The following is a 17844-nucleotide window of genomic DNA, read 5'->3' as shown; positions in this document are numbered from 1 at the left end:
ATTTTTTTATAACAAAAATAAGTTCCTATTTTTATAAAAAATATTTTTTATGAGAATAGGGATTTTTGTATTTATTGTACTGTTTTTTACTGCTAATAGTTTTTCTCAATCTATTATAAAAGGAAAAGTTACAACTCACAAAAACGAACCTTTAGAAGGTGCTTCAGTTTATTTAAACAACACAACTATTGGAACCACTACTAACGAAAAAGGTGAATTTCAATTAAAAAGTCATAAAGGTAATTATGAATTAATTGTTTCATTCATTGGATTTAAAACCATACAGCTTAACATAAATAGTAATATTAGAACTAAGCCATTATTGTGTAAATTAAAACCTGATACTAATATTTTAAATGAAGTTGTTATTCAGAAAACAAAATACGATGATGATTGGAAATATAATTTATCTCGTTTTAAAAAAGCTTTCTTAGGAAAAACCGAATTAGCATCACAATGTTTGATTTTAAATCCTAAAGTTTTGCATTTTGACTTTGACAAAAAAACAAATAAACTGTCTGCTTATGCTAGTAAACCTCTTCAGATAAAACATAAAGGTTTAGGTTACTTAATATATTATGATTTAGTAGAGTTTTCATTAATCAATAACCGTATTCTTTTCAGTGGATATACTAAATATCAAAATTTAAATATTACTATTAAAAGTAAATGGAAAACCAATAGGTTAAAAGCATATAATGGTTCTCGTATGCATTTTTACAGATCAATCATTAAAGATGAATTAGATATTGCTGGTTTTAAAATAAATCAATTACAAAAAGTACTTAACCCAGAAAGGCCTCATGATAGTATTATAAATGAAGCGAAATTAAAATTAGCTTCTAAACCTAATTTCAATAATTTTAAAAAACTCCCAACTTTTCACTCTAATAAATTGAATCTTTTTAATAAAAAAATAAGAAGTTCATTAGTTAGAAGAATGCTTACAAAAGAAACTCACTTTACAAAAAAGTTTAAAATTAAATTCTCTAAAGAAGAAATAAATAAAATTATAAATGGTCCTTTTCATGTAAGAAAAGATAGTAAAGGACTTTATTATGCCACACCAAAAACAAAATTATATGATAAAGAGACTGACTCATTAAGCTTCATAGCTAGGAAAGAGCATTTAAAAAAATATATTAATAAGCCTGTAAAGAAAAACTTAATTTTAGATGATTTTATTATTAAAAAGGGTACTGCTTTTTATTTAAGTTTTCCTTACTTACTTGAAATTAATTACCTTAATGAACCAGAAGAAGACAACTATAGATTTGGTAAAGCAAAGCTAGACTATCAACAATCTTTCATATCTCTTATTAATACTAAAGAAACACCGATAAGTAAAAAAGGTGTTTTAATTGAACCTTTTACTGTTTTACATGAAGGATATTGGGGATATGAAGCTTTTGCTAATATGCTTCCTTTAGATTACCGACCTTTAAACAAATAACTACAAGGGTTTTAACTTAAAAAGTTACTTTTTTGAAAAAATTAACAGTATATATCATAAATAAAAAGTTTAAGTAATTAGTTTTGTTACTTTAAGATGATTTTAACAATAAAAAATAATTCAATAAAAAAAATAGCATCTCTTTTTTTGATGCTTTTTCTTATTGCCCCTATTGTTATAAAAACAATTCATCATCATCATGAAAATGATACTCATATTGATTGTAAAACTGAATCAACTCATTTACATCAAGAAATCATTAATGACTGTGATATTTGTTATTTTTCATTTTCAAGTTTCTACTCGCTTAATTTAAATATTCAATATTTTATCTCTTCTTTTTACAATACTGTAAAAATTGATAATTATTACTTTATTAAATTAACTAGTGTTGAATCGCTTAAAAAACTAAGAGCTCCCCCATACTTTATATAATATCTCTTCTTTTTATAATTATAAAGTAACGCATAAATTAATTTCTATAATTTGTAAGACATCTTTCATTTTGTGATAAATGATTAACTACTTATTTATTTCATTTTTTGATTCTCTTATTTTTCTGGATATTAATAATTAATTATTACTGCACATCTAATTATCAAAAAAAATGCTCTCTATAAATAAAACAGAGGGTGTTTTGCCTTACATAACTTTGATATTTTAGTAGTTATAAATTAAGAAACCTCAACAATAATAAATCAAAAAACGAATAAATATCACAAAAAGTACGATATGATAAAAACAAATAACTTAACTAAAAAATATGGCGACTTTACCGCTCTGGACAATTTAAATATAGAAATAAAAAAAGGAGAAATATTCTGCCTTCTTGGAGCCAATGGCGCAGGTAAATCAACAACTATAAACTTACTATTAAACTTTATTACTCCATCGTCGGGAGAAGCTTTTATTAATGACCTAGATGTTAATAAGAACACTAAAAAAACAAAATCTTTTTTAACCTATATTCCTGAAAACTTAATGCTATACCCTGCTTTAACAGCAGTAGAAAACTTAGATTATTTTTTAGGTATAGGTGGCTATAAGTTTTCTAAAATAGAATTAGAGTTCTTTTTAGATGAAGCAGGATTACAACAAGAAGCCTATCATAAACACACTCAGTATTTCTCTAAAGGAATGAGACAAAAAATAGGTATTGCTTTAGCTATTGCTAAAGACGCTAAAGTCTTATTATTAGACGAACCCACTTCTGGTTTAGACCCTAAATCTAGTAACGAATTTGGTGTACTTCTAAAAAAAATGAAATCAGACAATGTAGCTACATTAATGGCTACACACGATATATTTAGAGCTAAAGAAATAGGTACCCATATTGGTATAATGAAACAGGGAAAACTAAAACATTATTTCTCAAGTGAAGACATTTCACTTCAAGATTTGGAGAAATTATATTTAGAAACAATGACTTTAAAAGAAGAGACAGTATGATTTATCACATAATAAAAAAAGAACTTAAAGAAATTTTAAGAGATGGTCGTTTTAAAATTTCTTTAAGTATTGTTTTAGTATTGTTGGTTATAGCTCTATTAATTACTGCTAAACAATATGAAACTACAAATATTCAATATAATGAAGCTAAAAACAGTGAACGTAATGCTTGGGATTCTCAAGGGGAAAAAAATCCACATTCGGCTGCTCATTATGGTAATTATGTTTTCAAACCAAAATCTCCATTATCTCTTATCGATCAAGGAGTAGACAAATACACAGGTATATCTATTTTTTTAGAAGCACATAGTAGAAACCAAGCACAATTTAGTAATGCTTCTGATCAAACAGCTTTATCTCGCTTTGGAGAATTAACTGTAGACTTTATTTTATTATACATACTTCCTTTAATTACTATTTTAATTGGCTACAACAGTTTTACAAAAGAAATTGAAGGTAATACAGTTTACATATTAAAAAGTCAAGGAATTGTTGGATGGAAATTATTGTTAGGAAAATGGTTTGCTACCTTGATACCTTCTGTTACAATCACTACATTTTTATTTTTACTAGGTGGTATTATTTTATCAAGCATTGAAAATTATGGTATTTTTAACTGGTCAGCTTTTGGCACTTTATATCTTATATATATCACCTATTATTTAATTTTCACCAATATTACATTACTAATTTCCTCATTAGCAAAAAAATCAGGAATCTCTTTAGTTATTAATTTATCTTTTTGGGTATTAGCTTGTTTTATAGCCCCAAAAGTTGCGAGTAATTTAGCAGATACAAAATATCCATACCCTACACATCAAGAATTTTCAAAGAGAATTTCAGAAGAAAACAAAAAAGGCTTAGATGGCCATAATCCTTGGAATAAAGAAGCAAAAAAGCTTGAAAAAGAAGTTCTTAAAAAATATAATGTTGACAGCGTACATAAACTTCCATTTAATTATAGTGCCTATAGAATGCAAAAAGGAGAAGAATATCAAGCGAAAGTATATGAAAAGCATTATGATTATTTAAATGAACAAGCTAAAAATCAAGATGGAATTTATAAATCATTAGCGATTATTTCTCCGTTTCTTCCCACACGTTTTTTATCAATGGCTGTAGCAAAAACTGATTATCAAAATCATTGGGATTTTGCAGAATCTGCAGAAAAATATAGAGTTGAAACACAACGTTTTTTAAATGGAACTACTGAGAAAAATTCAAAATATGGAGAACGATATGTTGCTCCTGCAAATACTTGGAGTAAACTACCAAAATTTAAATATCAAGCTACAACATTTTCTACTGTGCTTAAAAAAAACACATTCTTGTTTTTAATACTTGCATTATGGTTTTCGTTTACTGCTATAGTATTAATATTCACTAATAAAACCTATTAAAATGTTTATACATAATTTTAAATACGAATTAAAGATATTACTCCGTAGTAAATGGCTCTTGTTACTTTTTTTTACTATGCTTACTATCATTCTTTTTGCTGGTTATAATGGGAAACAAAAAGTAGACAAACGATTTTCAGACATTGAAAAAGCGTATAGTGCAGTAAAAAAGAAAGATTCAAAAATGTTAAAGGTCTTAGATTCACTAGAAAAAGGATTTGAAACTAGTGTAAGGTCATGGGCAAAACCAACTAGGCCAATGCATATTGGATATTCTTTTCCAAGAGTAGCAGCAATGCCTCCTCAAGCCTTAACTTTTATATCGACTGGGCAAAGTGACTTGTTTACGCATTATGTACAACCAAAAGCCTATGGTGACAGTTTTTTATTTAATTATGCTGAATTATCCAACCCAATTCAATTGCTTTTTGGAAGTTTCGATTTATCTTTTGTTATTATATACATACTCCCTCTCATTGTTATTGCTTTTAGCTATAATATATTTTCTTCAGAGAAAGAATCTGGGTCATTAAAATTATTAGCCTCTCAACCAGTTTCAATGTTTACTTGGGTTTTACAAAAAATTGGTTTGCGATTTCTTTGGTTAACCTTAATTACACTCGTTATTTTAACCATCACTTTTGTAATTAATGAATTTGATTTTTCAACAAACTTTATAGCTTATATCAATACTCTTTTACTGGTTATAGCTTATATCCTTTTTTGGTTTGTTGTAGTCTTATTTATAAACATATTTATCAATAACTCAGCAAAAAACGCTGTAAGTTTATTAGCAGTTTGGGTATTTATTATTTTGATAATTCCTGCTATAATTGGTCAACTTAGTAATGTTTTTTATCCCATCCCTTCAAGATCAAAATTAATAAGTGAGGTAAGAGAACTAAAAGATAAAGTTTCTAAAAAACAAGATAAAATTTTAGATAATTATTTAAGAGACCATCCGGAATATGCAAGCAATGACTCTTCAAAAAACTACTCTTTTTGGCATAAATACATGGCTTCTCAAGATTTAGTTGAAGATGAATTAAAACCTCTAATAACCTCTTACGATGTTCAATTAGAACAGCAACAGAGATGGATACAAAGGTGGCAATACAGTTCCCCTGCTATAATTTTACAAGAAGCTTTTAATAACTTAGCAGGAACATCAACCTTACACTATCAAAATTACAGAAAACAAACCAGTTCTTTTGCTAAAGAATGGCGTAACTTCTTTGTTCCTTTATTATATAAAAATGAAAAATTTAGCACAAACTTATACTCTAAGCTTCCAAGCTTTGAATACAAAGCTCCTAAATCTTTTTCTATATTAATAAAGCTAATTTCATTATGTCTATTTTCTCTATTCTTCATAAGTATAGCATGGATTAATTTTAAAAATAAATTAAAAAAAGGAACACTAATTAGTAATTAAAAAAAATGTCTATCACAAAAAAGTGATAGACATTTTTCATTTATTCTTTTCTTCAATCCACTTACTCATGTATTTTGTAGCTTGTAAAGTTTGATGCTGCAATAGATTTCCTAGAAAATTTTTATTACGGTGGTCTACAATATTTTTTTGAAGTATTTTTATTTGATATATAAAAGGTTGACTAATTTTATCTTTATCATATATTGAGTTAATAATATCAATTCCATTAGTCTGGAAACTTTTCCAAAGTTTTTCATTAGTATATAATTCAATAGCTTTTTTTAAAAACTGATCAAGATCATCTTCTATAAAGCCATTCCAAGGTAAGTTTCCATGCATCCCTTCGGCTCCAATTTTTGTTGTTACACTAGGAGTTCCACATATCATTGCTTCTGTTAACTTTCCTTTAATGCCAGCACCAAATCGTAATGGTACTAATATTACTCTTGCTTTATTTACTACTTCTAGTGCATTTTTTGCAAATCCTTTTACTATAAAACCTTCTTTTGGTTTATGTAATTGATTTATTTGTTGGGTAGCATAAGCACCATAAATGTGAACTTCTACTTCAGGTAATTTCTTTCGTATATCCTTCCAAATTGATTTTAGTTGTAAAACAGCATCTACATTTGGAGCATGAAAGAAATTCCCTATAAAAACAAAATCTTTTCGCTTTTCATAAGGCTTCCAATTTTCAATAACATATCGATCTATTTTAGGAAGTAAAAAAGGAAGGTGATATAACAACTCTTTATCAATTTTAAACACGTCTATTAATAATTTCATTTCATATAATGAAATTATTATACTTAAATCGCATCTTAAAATAGAGGCTATTTCTCGTTTAGCATCATCTGAAGTCAATAATGATTCAGTAGTAAATATTTCGTTTCTTTTTAGTTTATTATGACGTGTTTTACGTAAAAAATGTAAATCTTCAGTATCTAATATACGTAGCGCTTTAGGGCAATTTTCTGCTACACGCCAACCAAATTGCTCTTCCATCATAAAACGATCAAATAGTACAGTAGTAGGATTTAACTTTTGTATAAAATCATCAAATGATGAGTTATTCAACTCAATAGTTTCTTCATTAACTCCTATAGAAGATAAGTCAAAAGCTTTTTCTCCTTTAAGTGATGGTGAAGCAAATGTTATTTTATAATTCTGTTGTAAAAACAACTCTATTAGTTGTAACATTCTAGTACCTGCAGCAGATGAATTTGGCTCTACCCAAACATACCCTATAATAAGAAGATGGTTCATTTTGCAAAAATAGTAGTTTTATATTGAGATTCTTTATCTTCTCTTTTAATACTACTCGTCTAAAAACTAATCTTAAACATTCTTCAACAAATCAACAATTATATGTAATTTTGCGGTTATTATTCTGAAAAACAAAACAGATAGCTAGGTAGAAACATAAAATACTAACTAGCAAATACAAAACAATAAAAACACGACTCATGAAATACGATGTAATCGTTATTGGTTCTGGTCCTGGAGGATATATTTCTGCTATCAGAGCTGCTCAATTAGGAAAAAAAGTTGCTATTATAGAAAAATATTCTACTCTAGGTGGTACTTGTTTAAATGTAGGTTGTATACCTTCAAAAGCTTTATTAGATTCTTCTCATCATTACTATGATGCTGTACATCATTTTGAAGAGCATGGAATTTCTGTTGAAAAACCATCTTTCGATTTTGGAAAAATGGTTGCTCGTAAAGCGAATGTAGTTGAAACTACAACAGGTGGAATTAAGTATTTAATGGATAAGAATAACATTGAAGTTTTTGAAGGCTTAGGTTCTTTTGAAGATTCTACGCATGTTAAAGTTTCAAAAAATGATGGTAGTTCTGAAGTAATTGAAGGAACTAATATTATTATTGCTACAGGTTCAAAACCGTCAACATTACCTTTTATTTCTATCGATAAAGAACGTGTAATAACATCTACTGAAGCATTAAAACTAAAAGAAGTACCTAAACATTTATTAGTAATAGGTGGTGGTGTAATTGGGTTAGAATTAGGTTCTGTTTACAAGCGTTTAGGTGCTAATGTAACAGTTATTGAATATGCCCCTACAATTACTCCAACTATGGATAAAGATGTTTCTAAAGAACTTACTAAAGTTTTAAAGAAACAAGGAATGAAGTTTAATGCGAACCATGGTGTAACTTCTGTTGAAAGAAATGGTGAAGAAGTAATTGTTAAAGCTACTAATAAAAAAGGTGAAGAAGTTACTTTTACAGGTGATTATTGTTTAGTATCTGTTGGTCGTCGTCCGTATACTGATGGATTAGCTTTAGAAAAAGCTGGTGTTAAGGTTACTGAAAGAGGAATGGTAGAGGTTAATGACCATTTACAAACTAATGTTTCTAATATATATGCTATTGGTGATGTTGTTCGTGGAGCGATGTTAGCTCATAAAGCAGAAGAAGAAGGTGTAGTAGTTGCTGAATACTTAGCAGGTCAAAAACCTCATATTGATTATAATTTAATTCCTGGTATTGTTTATACGTGGCCTGAAGTTGCTGCTGTAGGTAAAACTGAACAAGAATTAAAAGATAGCGGAGTTGAATACAAAGCTGGTAAATTTTCTATGCGTGCATTAGGTAGATCTCGTGCTAGTGGAGATACTGATGGTTTTGTAAAAGTTTTAGCTGATAAAAATACAGATGAAATTTTAGGAGTACATATGGTTGGTGCTCGTGTTGCTGACTTAATTATGGAAGCTGCTGTTGCTATGGAATATAGAGCGTCTGCTGAAGATTTAGCTCGTATTTGTCATGGTCACCCTACATACTCTGAAGCAGTAAAAGAAGCAGCTAAAGCTGCTTGGGATGGTAAGCCTCTAAACGCTTAAAATCAAAAAAAAACATAAACAAAAAAGGTATTATTTAAACAGAATACCTTTTTTTTGTTAATTTTTTACATATATTTAATTTCATTAACCAAACCCCTTCTAAAAATGAAATTATTCAAAACTTTATGTATTCTTTTTACCTCTTTTGCACTTTTTTCGCAAAGCTTTGTTCAAAAACAACTTCCTACTCCAGACAATCTTAGCTCCTTATTTATTGGACCACTACTAAAATCAACTATTCATTATGGAGCCAAGCCTAATAACTTTAATGGCAAAGTTATTTTGTTTAACCATGGATATATTGATCTTAACCAGCTTTTTTTCACAAATAACACTTTTTATAAAGAAGCATATAACGAAGGTTATCAAGTTGTATTTGTTGCTACCACAAGAGGTGAAGGTATGTGGGCTAACGGAAAGTTATTAGCTGAATCTATTGATATTATAACTAATAAATATCATGTAAATGATGTATACATTATTGCACATAGTAATGGAGGAAAAGCCTCTGAAGTTGCAATGTATACTCATAAAAAATATAATAAAGTAAAAAAGGTTTTTGCTTTAGGAACACCATATTGGGGTACATATTTAGCAGATATATCACAACAATGGTGGCTAAATTGGTTATGGAAAAAAACGGGATTAAACGAAGGAGGTGCTACTTCAACTACATACTACTGCAGAGATGTTGTTCGTCCATATTTTGACAATCATATAAATAATGAGCCTTCAAAATTTATTATTCTTGGTGGGTCTGGATTTGCTAGAGGACATACACTTTTAGCTCCTTTAATGTTTGCTAGCGGTAGCGTTTTATATTTACATCAGGGTGTAAATGATGGTGTATCACCATACAAAAGTACACTTAGGCCCAATGGAATTTATACATTTAAAAAGAACGAAGCTTATTTAGATCATGTCGATATTGCTTTAGGGCAATATGTATGGAAACATATAAAACCATACTTAAACGAAAACGTTTTAAAAAACACAACACCCAAAAACACTTCTGAATTAGTCAATTACACAAAAACATCAAGTGATTATCAAATTATTAATTCCGAAAATGATTATGACAAAATTATAGCAGATAGAGGCAATACAAATATTAATTTACAAGTATTTCATAAAAACTCATATTCAAACTTCAATTTAAAGTCAACGAAAGGTAGATTATTTCCAAAATTAAGAGAACAAAGCAAAACGAATTCTATAGTTAATTACATGAGTAGTTATAAGCTTAATACATCAAGCTCAACTATTATAAAGGGTAATTCAAAATTTGTCGCTTATGCACATCAAATCAATGGTCCAAAAATGGTTTTTGAAGTTGAAAAAAACAAAAACATATTAAAAGTATCTTTTCTAAATTCAAATACCAACTTTGATGAAATTGAAGTAACTGCTACTATTTCTAAAACTTCTGATTTATTAGGAAATAATACTGAAGAAGAAATTTATTTACAATCGTTTAGCTACCATCAAAAGACAAAACAATTTATACTTGATACATCAATTTTTAAAGAAGGTGTTTATAGTATATATATTAATAGCGAGCATCCAGATTTTACTAGAAATATAGTTTCTGGATTTACAATTGGTACCATTACAAATAATAAAATTAAAGAATTAAACACTCCTAAAGAATTTCTTTTTGACATAAATTTAAACAATAGTATAATTACTAATTCTATAAATATCAAAACTAAAGGGATTACACCTACTCATGGGCTATCAATTAAAATTTACACAATAAATGGTAAATTAATGACAGATAGTACTATGATGGGAAGTAATGGAGCATATAATACTGATACTAGCAATCTTCCTTCAGGGTTATATATAACTACAATAAAATACAAAAGCCATTCTAAAAGTTTTAAAATCATAAAGCAATAATTATTAAAATTAAAAACCGGGTAACTATACTCGGTTTTTAATTTACATCTTTTTAATTAATTTCCTTCTACTTTTATCCCTAATCCATTAGCTATTTCCATCCCTAAATTTCTATCTGCTCTAAACCAATGGCACAGCTGTTTATTTATTATTTTAAGCTTTTTCTCTCCTGAAATTCCACTCATTGCATTTACAATATTTGTAACTGTATCTTTTTGTTCTTTTTTAGACATCAATCTGAATAAATTACCAGGTTGAGTATAATGATCTTCATCATTTTCATTACGGTTATAATAACCTACTTGCTTAGAATCCAATTCATAATTTATTCCTTTTCTTGTTGTTTCTAATTCAATATCATCAAAGCTATTTGGGAAATAATTTGGCGATTTTCCCCCATTATCATCAAAACGCATTGAACCATCTCTATGGTAATTATTCACCATATATGGACACTTATTTACTGGTAAAGCGTCATAGTTAACACCTATACGATAACGATGAGCATCAGGATAGGCCAAAATTCGTCCTTGAAGCATTTTATCTGGTGAAAAACCAATACCATCAACTAAGTTTGAAGGAGCAAAAGCAGATTGCTCTACATGAGCAAAATAATTATTTGGGTTTTCATTTAACTCAATTACACCTACATCTATTAATGGAAAAGAAGCATGAGGCCAAATCTTAGTAACATCAAAAGGGTTCCATTTAAATTTCTCCGCTTCTTCATTTGTCATAATTTGAATTTTCAAAGCATACTTTGGATAGTTTCCATTGTCAATAGCTTCTACTAAATCTCTTTGCGCATAATCTGGATCTTTTCCTTTTAATTCAGTTGCTTTGTCATCGCTTAAGTTTTTGATACCCTGCATTGTTTTATAATGAAATTTCACATAAAATCTTTCATTATTATCATTTACTAAAGAGAAGGTATGACTACCATACCCATTCATAAATCGATAACCATCTGGAGTTCCTCTGTTACTCATTAAAATAAGTACTTGGTGTAGACTTTCTGGATTTAAAGACCAATAATCCCACATCATAGTCGCTGATTTACAATTAGTGTATGGATCACGTTTTTGAGTGTGTATAAAGTCTGGAAACTTTTTAGGATCCTTAATAAAGAAAACCGGAGTATTATTTCCTACTAAGTCCCAATTACCATCTTCAGTATAAAACTTTATAGCAAATCCCCTAGGATCTCTTTCTGTATCTGCTGATCCTTTTTCTCCTCCAACAGTAGAAAAACGTACAAATAGCTTCGTTTGCTTACCTACTTCATTAAATAACTTCGCTCTTGTATATTTGGTAATGTCATTTGTTACCGTAAAAGTACCATACGCTCCTGAGCCTTTAGCATGAACTATTCTCTCAGGAATTCTCTCTCTATTAAAATGAGCTAATTTCTCATGTAAAAAATAATCTTGTAATAATAACGGACCTCTTTTTCCAATACTTTGAGTATCCTCATAATGATATAAAGGTGCTCCTGACTCTGTTGTTAATTTTCTTTTTTTACTCATTATTATCTGTGTTTTGTTTTTGTAAACATATAAAAAAACACACTATAATAAAAATTGATAGCTTTTATGTTAAAATAATTAAAAACTATTAAATAGTTTGGACAATAAAAAAAACCGAGTTTTATAACTCGGTTTCTTACTATAAATAGGATTATATATTATTGTTGAATACCATAGAAGCTTCCAACACTATCATTTATATCTGCAGCTTTTTTAACAGCTTCATACATTTGAAATGTTTTATTTTTTCTATTATTTGCTATTCTCTTTCTATAAGTGTCATAGTTAGGTAATGCAGTAGGTAATTCTTTCTTTTCAGTAACGAAAGCATAAACACCTCTATCTCCAACTACTTTAGTATATACTTTATTTTCTTTTGCATTGATCATTGCACCTATAATTTTAGGTTCATAACCTACACCTGAAAGACTAGGAGATTGTAAATTTACATCTACTGCGCCTCTAATTGTTTGACCTGATGATTTTGCAATATCTTCTAAAGTAGCACCACTCATTTTGCTCGAAATCATTTCTGCTTTCTTTTCATTTAGAATTATAGGGCGTACACTTTGTACAGCTTTATCAACTGACATTAATCCTTTAGATGTTTTATCAGTTAACATAACTACAACATATCCTCCATCTACATCAAATCTCTTAAAGTTACCTACTTCAACATCTTTTCCAAATGCCCAAGTTATAATTGCTCTTTCATTACCTATTCCAGGTACATTTTCATCTAAAACTTTTAATCCAACAGCTGGTAAAGAAGTTAAACTCTTTTCTTTAACTAAATCGATATATTTTTTACCATTAGTTAAATTTAATGCAAATGTCTCAGCATTTTGAAAAATGGTATTTTCAGTTGCTTCAGAAGCTTCAATCTTTTTTCCGAAAGTTGCTAATTTCATTGCTGGTTGAAAATTTTTCTGATTTTCAATTTTAATAATATGGAAACCAAAAACAGTTTTTACTACTCCCATATCTCCTTTTTTCCCTTCAAAAGCAAAATCTCTAAATTCAGGAACCATTCTGTTATATCCAAACCAATCATAAAAACCTCCTTTATCAGCAGATCCTTTATCAGAAGAAAGTTCTTTAGCTAAATCTTCAAATTTAGAAGAGTCTGCCTTTAAAACAGTTAATAAACTATCAGCCATTATCTTAGCATCCGCTTCATTTTTAGTTGGCTCATATCCACTTGGGTTTGCACCTATAAAAGGGATTAAAATATGTCTTGATTGAACTGAATCAGGCAATTGTGTAATTTTAGTAATTTTAGATAATTTGAAGTAATCATTATCTTTATAAGGTCCAAAAACTTCACCTTCTTTACCTTCAAAAAGCTTATCAGCTATTCCTTGAGGAACTTGAGCTTTAAATTTAAAATTATCATCAAGTGAAATATCAGATTTAGCATCTTCTAAAAAAGCAACATAATCTGTAGTGTTCTTTAGTCCTTTTAATATGTTTCTATTATTAGGGTCTTCTGAATCTTCAATTAATTTAGCTACTTCAGCTCTTATTGCTTCTTCATCTTCTAGGGTTGGAACAATGTCAAACTTCACAAATTTAACATCTCTTGATGCTTCAACTTGATATTGATTTTTATGACTCTCAATATATGCTTTAACATCACTCTTTTTTACAGTTACTGTACTATCAGCAATTGAAGTATAAGGAACATATACATACTTTCCAGAAACTTTAGTGTTTTCAGTTAAATATTGTCCTTCTCCTTCTTTTAGAGAAGCACCTAAACCTGAAGATACTAAATTATCATAAGTAGTTTTCTCTAAATTATCTCTTAAAGAAACCATGTAGTTTTGCCAAGCTCTCCATTCATCATTATTAGCATCTTTTATAGTTGCTAAATGTTCTTTCAATTTACTTTTATCGAAAATTCCAGAAGTTTGAAACCTTTGATCACCTTGAACTGTAGGTGAATCAAATAAAGCTTGCATAATATCAGCTTCTCCAACTGTTATACCCGCTTCCTCTAATTGAGATTTGTATATTTTTTGACGTAATAAATTATTCCAAACAGTTTTAGCTGCTTGCATTTCAGAAACTCTATTACCAGTTTGCTTTTTATATGCATCTAAGGCTTCTGCAAATTCTTGACGAGAAATACTTTCTCCATTTACATCTCCTACTTCGTTTACTTTACTTGCATTAAAAAAATCTGATATTGTAGATGGGTCTAATACAAATGCAAAAAGTGCTAAACCAATAACAAGAATTAAGAACATTGAACGTTCTCTAATTTTCGATAAAATTGCCATACGTCATTTTATTTTATTAACAGTGTGCGAAAATACAATTTCACATTTAATAATGCAATGTTTTTTTAGCTGTTTTAGAGTAAGTTTACTTATATGTAATAATTATTCTTCTTTCTCTAATACTTTAAAATGAATCACATCTATTTTTGACGTACTAACTTTTAAAATTTTAATTTGAAATTTACCGATGTGTAAAACCTCGTCCTGTTCAGGAATATTTTCGGTATGATTAATTATAAAGCCACCTAAAGTTTCATAGGCCTCTTCTTTTGGTATATCTAAATTATACTCTTCATTTAAATAATCAACTTCAAGTCTTGCAGAAAAATTATATTCATTATCACTTATTCTTTCTTCAAGAAGCTCTTGATTATCATGTTCATCTTCAATCTCTCCAAATAATTCTTCGACTACATCTTCTACTGTTATTATTCCAGAGGTACCTCCATATTCATCAACAACAATAGCTATACTTTTTCTTTTTTTTATTAATGAATTTAAAACATCATTAATAATCATAGATTCAGGTACAAACTCAACAGGTAATAGTATTGATTTAATTGTTCTAGGCTTTTTAAACAATTCAAAAGCATTTACATACCCTAAAATATCATCTAAAGAATTTTTATATACTAGTACCTTAGATAACCCTGTTTCAATAAACAACTCTCTTAAATTCACTACCGAATCATGTATATCTATAGCAATTATCTCAGTTCGAGGCACCATTATTTCTCTTGCTTTAACTTTGTGAAACTCTAAAGCGTTTTGAAAAATTTGGATTTCAGAATCAATTTTTTCTTGGTTACTTCCACCATCTAGCTGTTCAGATATATAATTACCTAACTCTTCTTTACTAAATTCTGTTTGCTTTTCATTTTCTGTCGTTTTAAAAAAAACTTGTAAACAAAAATCAGAAATTTTAGTAATTACCCATGTAATTATATAAAAAAATAAATAGAAAAAATAAGCCGGTATAGCAAATACTTTGAGCATTTCATTAGCATAGATTCTAAAAATAGCTTTTGGTAAAAACTCAGCGGTAACAAGTATAATAATCGTTGATATAACTGTTTGAGTTAACAAACTAATGTCTATTAAAATATAACTTAGTATAATACTATCTGAAGGTAAAAGTGTTTGAAACCAATTCATTAAAAGCTTACCCATAAAATAGCTATAAATAACTAAAGCAACATTATTACCAACCAACATAGTTGTTATAAACTTTGAAGATTTCTCAGTTATTTTTGCCAGAATTTTAGGTAAAACTCCTTCTCTCTTTTTTTCTAATTCAATATGTAATTTATTTGCGGAAACAAATGCAATTTCCATACCTGAAAAAAAAGCAGATAATAAAATTGACACTAAAATTATTATAATATCAAATTGCATTTAATTCGTTTTTTTCTATTACTAATTACACCTAATTTTGTTTGTTTCTACTTTCAACTTTTCTTCTAAAATAACGTTTAAAAAAGAAAATAAGTGTTATAAAAACACCAAAACCAAACATAATAAGTGCTTGTTCTTTATCTGTGCTCCATTTAATAAAACCCTCTATAAAAAAAATGATTCCTACAACTAAGTATCCGTATTGTATATATTTCCAAAGTGTGTTCATTATAAATCGTCGTCTTTAGTTTCTACTTCTCCTGTAATATCTTTTGCTACCCATTTTGATAAATCTTGTCTAGATTCAAACCCAAAACCATTAATAATACTGGTTTCTGTAGTTAAACGAAAACCATCTTCTGTAAACAAATACTTTTCATTTTGATCCCAAAAAAGCTGATTGGTTTCTAATTTAGAGTTATCTGCATGATTTATAATTACAACATTATCTCTTATTTCAGAAATTCTTGTTTTATTATAAGTTAACGCAAAATCACCTATGATAGTTGTTGAGTCACCATTTTTTTCAATAGTTATAATTTTGATTCCCTTAGGGAATTTATTGTAGGGGTGTTCTTTCCTATTTGTGAAATCTTGTAATAATGGTGTAATTAATTTTGAAGTAATTCTACCAGAATCTTTATATACATGGTAAATATCCTTACCAATGGCAATAGGTAAATTTTTATCTGCTAAAAAATCTTGCACTTCTTTTTTACTATTAGTACAAGAAAAAAACATTGCTATCAACCCAATGATAGCAATGCTTTTATATATGTTATATTTAATAACTTTCATGTATTTAATTATGGTATACGAACAGTTTCACCTATCCAACATCCTATTTTATGAGACATCCCTGAAGATACACCTTTTTGAAAAATTAACTTCTTAGATGGTACTAGTTTTTTATAACTAGAAATATATCTACCAGCTCCACATCCTGGATCAACTCTTTTTGCTTTTAATGCCTTATTTAATGCTGCAACATATACCATTCTTTTTTCAAACTCGTCACTTCCACAAGAATTAGCACTTTTTTGATATAAACTAGCAATATATAAATATGCTTTACCCATATTTGGATTATACTTTAACGCTTCGTAAGCCAAAGCTCTTGCTCTTGAGCCTCTAGCTCCTTGTGCTTCTCTTAATTTTAATCTAGCTTTTTTCAATGGATCAGTTTCTAAATCAAAAGCTTTCTTTCTCATTTGAGCTGCTCCTTTTTTATCTCCGTTGCTATCTAATACTCCAGCAATAAAGTTAAATGCATCTGCAGATTGTGTTGCATCAGCATAAGCTTTTGCTAATGTTTCAAATAATGGATCAGTCTGACATCCTTTATTATACATTCTAGACACTGCTCTTTTTAACCAAACTCCGTTTGTTTTATTTGCATCAAAATCTCTTTTATAAATAGGTATTAGTCTTTCACAAGTAGCTATTCCAGATATTTTTGCATCAAGACCACTTTCTACTAAACCTAAAGAAGTAGAATTAGTTATATAAGCTTTTAATCTCTTTTTTTCTTTGCTATCTATTGTACCTGCTTCTTCTTTTGCTTGTAATTTAGCTATTTTAACATTATAATCATCTAATTTTTCTTGAACAGATTCAATTACATCATCATAAGTATCAAATACTTTTTGAGGATCAGTATCTTTATATTTTTCAGTGATACCTGTAAAATATCTAAAGATATTTTTAACACTCATCTCTTTAGGTGAAATTTTATAGGCCTTTTCTAAAATTAAAAACACCTCATCACTAGACGCTAACTTATGCTTAATCAAATACTTTGCATACTCACTATGCGCTTTTGCAGCTCCTTTATTAGGGAAATTAACAAGTCTACCTTCATAAATTTTCTTAGCTAAAGTATGATCATTAGTCCTGTTAGCTATTTTCGCTCCTAATTTGTAGATATTAACTGATAATTTAGAGCAGTTAGTAAGTAAATATTCTAAATCTACCTTAGCCTCAGCATATTTTTTAGTAACATAATTACCTTTAAATAAGTTATACTTTATGTTACATTCTTGACTAGCCTGCGCTTTAACAACATTTACGGCTACAAACAAAAACATCCCTGTTAGTAAATACGTAATTTTTTTCATCATTTAATCAGTTTT

General features: G+C 28.6%; 14 protein-coding genes. 7 read left to right on the top strand and 7 right to left on the bottom strand.

The window, feature by feature from the left end:
• Positions 1–49: 49 nt before the first annotated feature.
• The 5 genes from DS884_RS01850 (at position 50) to DS884_RS01830 (ending at position 5737) form a co-directional block, all read left to right on the top strand.
• The gene (locus DS884_RS01850; RefSeq protein WP_113785562.1) at positions 50–1453 is read left to right on the top strand and encodes a carboxypeptidase-like regulatory domain-containing protein; all 1404 of its coding nucleotides are present in this window, start codon (positions 50–52) and stop codon (positions 1451–1453) included.
• A 96-nt stretch (positions 1454–1549) separates the two neighbouring features.
• Entirely contained in the window at positions 1550–1888 is a 339-nt protein-coding gene (locus tag DS884_RS01845; RefSeq protein WP_113785561.1) for a hypothetical protein, read from the top strand.
• A gap of 297 nt (positions 1889–2185) precedes the next feature.
• Complete coding sequence (locus tag DS884_RS01840) at positions 2186–2902, top strand: ABC transporter ATP-binding protein (RefSeq protein WP_113785560.1); 717 nt, start codon at positions 2186–2188, stop codon at positions 2900–2902.
• Positions 2899–4302 carry a DUF3526 domain-containing protein gene (locus tag DS884_RS01835; protein WP_113785559.1) on the top strand — a complete coding sequence of 468 codons (1404 nt, stop codon included), beginning with the start codon at positions 2899–2901 and terminating at the stop codon, positions 4300–4302. Before DS884_RS01840 ends, DS884_RS01835 begins: the two co-directional genes overlap by 4 nt.
• 1 nt (position 4303) lies before the next feature.
• Positions 4304–5737, top strand: coding sequence for a DUF3526 domain-containing protein (locus DS884_RS01830; protein WP_113785558.1), 1434 nt, complete (start codon positions 4304–4306; stop codon positions 5735–5737).
• A gap of 36 nt (positions 5738–5773) precedes the next feature.
• Here DS884_RS01830 and DS884_RS01825 read toward each other — a convergent pair whose 3' ends face one another.
• Positions 5774–7003, bottom strand: coding sequence for a glycosyltransferase (locus DS884_RS01825; RefSeq protein ID WP_233487092.1), 1230 nt, complete (start codon positions 7001–7003; stop codon positions 5774–5776).
• A 200-nt stretch (positions 7004–7203) separates the two neighbouring features.
• Here DS884_RS01825 and lpdA point away from each other — a divergent pair, with 200 nt between their 5' ends.
• Positions 7204–8604, top strand: a complete 1401-nt coding sequence (lpdA, locus tag DS884_RS01820; protein WP_113785557.1) for a dihydrolipoyl dehydrogenase — start codon at positions 7204–7206, stop codon at positions 8602–8604.
• Positions 8605–8709: 105 nt separating this feature from the next.
• Positions 8710–10506, top strand: a complete 1797-nt coding sequence (locus tag DS884_RS01815) for a T9SS type A sorting domain-containing protein (RefSeq protein WP_113785556.1) — start codon at positions 8710–8712, stop codon at positions 10504–10506.
• A 56-nt stretch (positions 10507–10562) separates the two neighbouring features.
• Here DS884_RS01815 and DS884_RS01810 read toward each other — a convergent pair whose 3' ends face one another.
• The 6 genes from DS884_RS01810 to DS884_RS01785 form a co-directional block, all read right to left on the bottom strand.
• Complete coding sequence (locus DS884_RS01810) at positions 10563–12032, bottom strand: catalase (RefSeq protein ID WP_113785555.1); 1470 nt, start codon at positions 12030–12032, stop codon at positions 10563–10565.
• A 158-nt stretch (positions 12033–12190) separates the two neighbouring features.
• A complete protein-coding gene (locus DS884_RS01805; protein ID WP_113785554.1) occupies positions 12191–14317 on the bottom strand; it encodes a peptidylprolyl isomerase in 2127 nt (708 codons plus the stop codon).
• Positions 14318–14419: 102 nt separating this feature from the next.
• Positions 14420–15712 carry a hemolysin family protein gene (locus tag DS884_RS01800; RefSeq protein ID WP_113785553.1) on the bottom strand — a complete coding sequence of 431 codons (1293 nt, stop codon included), beginning with the start codon at positions 15710–15712 and terminating at the stop codon, positions 14420–14422.
• Positions 15713–15743: 31 nt separating this feature from the next.
• A complete protein-coding gene (locus tag DS884_RS01795) occupies positions 15744–15941 on the bottom strand; it encodes a hypothetical protein (RefSeq protein ID WP_093870454.1) in 198 nt (65 codons plus the stop codon).
• Positions 15941–16510 (bottom strand): LPS export ABC transporter periplasmic protein LptC, encoded by a 570-nt coding sequence (gene lptC / locus DS884_RS01790; RefSeq protein ID WP_093870453.1) that lies wholly within the window; start codon positions 16508–16510, stop codon positions 15941–15943. Before lptC ends, DS884_RS01795 begins: the two co-directional genes overlap by 1 nt.
• Positions 16511–16518: 8 nt before the next feature.
• Positions 16519–17832, bottom strand: a complete 1314-nt coding sequence (locus DS884_RS01785) for a tetratricopeptide repeat protein (RefSeq protein WP_233487091.1) — start codon at positions 17830–17832, stop codon at positions 16519–16521.
• Positions 17833–17844 lie beyond the last annotated feature (12 nt).

The sequence above is a fragment of the Tenacibaculum sp. E3R01 genome (assembly GCF_003318185.1).
GTDB lineage: Bacteria > Bacteroidota > Bacteroidia > Flavobacteriales > Flavobacteriaceae > Polaribacter > Polaribacter halocynthiae.
The sequence above is the reverse complement of the archived record's forward strand: the minus strand, read 5'-3'. Positions and strand labels throughout refer to the sequence as shown.